The 2361-nt window shown below is 58.1% G+C and carries 1 protein-coding gene and 1 pseudogene; both read left to right on the top strand.

Annotation, left to right across the window (positions count from 1 at the left end; translation table 11 throughout):
* Positions 1-177: 177 nt before the first annotated feature.
* The gene (locus EZI54_RS23490) at positions 178-741 is read left to right on the top strand and encodes a DUF4123 domain-containing protein (protein ID WP_165495867.1); all 564 of its coding nucleotides are present in this window, start codon (positions 178-180) and stop codon (positions 739-741) included.
* Between the two features lie 12 nt (positions 742-753).
* A pseudogene (locus EZI54_RS23485) lies at positions 754-2361 on the top strand (hypothetical protein); the annotation flags it as partial.

Genomic DNA, 2361 nt, shown 5'->3' with positions numbered 1-2361 from the left:
GTATTGGCTGAAACCGCCCAACGAGCCGAGGCCAAGCCGGTCGTTGCCCACCGTCTAACACAGGGACGAATCCAGCGGACGGCGTTGGTTGAACAGTGTCAGGAGCAGCCTGATGGCACCTGCCCGCTGAGCGATTGCCCTTGTGGCAAGTCGGCCACCGCGTAACCGGTGATGACCATGATGCCTAAACTGAACAGCAAGACGGTCTTCGTCATCCTCGAAGGACAGCCCAAGCGCCCCGTTCTGCCGACCCTGTACGATCTTGAACCGCAGCCCCATTGGCAGTATCTATTCGCGGACACGGAATGGAGCCCCTATCAATCAGAAAGTCCTCTGCTGGTAAAAACCGATGCCGGTTCGCCGTTCTTGCGTCGCGTTATGGATGACATGCAAAGCTCGGAAGGCTGGCGCGGACTCATCCTCGAATCGGCGGACGGTTTCGATGCTGTCCTGTCCTGGGCCCAACAGCGTTTAACCGTTGCCTTCGCCCCACCTCGAACCGGCCTGTTGCGCTACTACGATCCGCTGATCTGGCATGAGCTCTGTTCAGCGTGCGAAATCACCGGTGGGACCATTCATTACGGCCACTACTGGCTGGAAGAAGGGGAATCAGGACGGTGGTGTCTATCGGAATACCCGGAGCCTGTAGCCGACCCTTCCGGAGCCAATCTGAGCTCGTTACAACTTGAGTCGCTAACCGCTTTAGCAAGCCGCCGCGCCAGCGGCCAGCCTCGCAGTTAAAGGAAGACAAGGATGTCAGAGAATCAAACGAACCAAACGTCTGCCAGCACCGGCCCGGCCTGCGAAGGTGAAAACCTGATCATTGAAGTGATCGGCAAGAAGCATCCCGAAGGCCAGTCATTTCGTCTTTTCGACACCACGAATAGGGTTCAGCAGGAGTGGTTGGAGAATCAGGTCAAAACGGAAGAGTTGGACGACAGTATTCTTCACGTTTGGCCCATGAAAGGTGAGGATGACAAGAACGTCTGGTTGGAAATGGCCGCGGATGAAGGCGATCCAATCCGGGTACCGTTCCTGAAGGAGGAGGGGGCTGTCGAAAGGCAGTCTGAGCGCCAGACGCATGTCGTTCTCCCGGTCGTTCCGACGACACTGGTATCCGGCGTCACACTGAGGGGTAGCAATCCAAACCATCAGGTCATGTGTCGATCCGGTTTTCTCTACCTGCTCCATGAGGGCCGACTGTGGCGTGAAATCGAAATCAGGATTTCCGGGCAGGGTGAAACGACGTATCACGATGTGCCCCTGTCACAGCATCGGCGGAAGGATGGCGTTGCGGCCGGCCCGAGAAAGGCGACGGGGAGTGCATTGTCGGAAATCTGGCTGCCGGCTCGAATGGATGGCAAGTGGCTCGATATTGAGGTTGCGTTCAGTGAGTCGCAGTTACCATCCGCTCGCCTGAACTACTTCGAACAGCCGCCGGGGAAGCGAACCAACCGCTTCAACGTTGTGCATCTTGAACTCAAGGCGACAACGCCCGATGGGGATCCATTGCCGGGGCATGCGTTTCCGGTCGACGAACTCAAGCTGCAACGCTCGCGCAAACCCGCGGATGAATGGCAGTTCGACCAGCCAGGACAGTATCTTGGTGATGTCAACGGAGCGTACCCGTCATCGAGTTGGGACTACGCAAAACGTATCCATCAGCGCCAGGAGTCCCAGGAGCCGAAAGACACCCTCTACGACGATGAGCGTCCCGAAATCAACGCGCTTTCCCTGTGTCTCCAGAAAACGCTCAAGGAAGTTCAGGGAGACTCGCAGCCGACCTCTGGGTCAGGCGAAGATCCAGAGCAGGATGATCTTGAGCAGGTCAATCGAAGCGAGCCCCCGTTCTCGTCGGAGCTCTGGGAGTCTGGTGGCCAATGCGTGCCAGACGCGCTGCAGGATGCCCGCGAGCGCGGCATTGCCACCATTGCCGTGGATGACGCCATCTACCGGTTGCGCTACCTGCTTCAGAGAAGAATGGCGGGGGTCTGGTTCGCAGGTGCGGCGTCGAGAAGGGCCATGTGCCGCCCGTACTTTCACTCCGGGTTCCTGGTGAACACGGCCCTTGTTCCGGAGGATTTCGACGGCAGGGAAAACCCGCTGCACAAGTTTATTTCTGAGTTGTCCGCCAATGGCCGGTCTGAGCTGGATCGGTCGATTGCCAAGTCCGAGCGCGCCCTGGCTCAGCGCTATCTGAAGAACCTCCAGGGCGACATGTTGGCTTCATTGAAAAGCGTGAAGACACAAGCCGCTCTGGCTGATCTGTTTTCGTTCGACGGGGTCGATTACCTGGGGGCGTTCCAGTTTGTTGCCGAGATTCTCGAGGACGTCGCGACAGCGCCAGAGGAGGAGGATGCC

It is taken from the genome of Marinobacter halodurans (assembly GCF_004327985.1).
GTDB classification, from domain to species: Bacteria; Pseudomonadota; Gammaproteobacteria; order Pseudomonadales; family Oleiphilaceae; genus Marinobacter_A; species Marinobacter_A halodurans.
This window is presented reverse-complemented; position numbering and strand designations above follow the sequence as displayed.

What these genes read in the sequence shown, in the direction of transcription:
- EZI54_RS23490 (WP_165495867.1), top strand. Translation starts at nt 178, where the DNA reads ATGATGCCTAAACTGAACAGCAAGACGGTCTTCGTCATCCTCGAAGGA.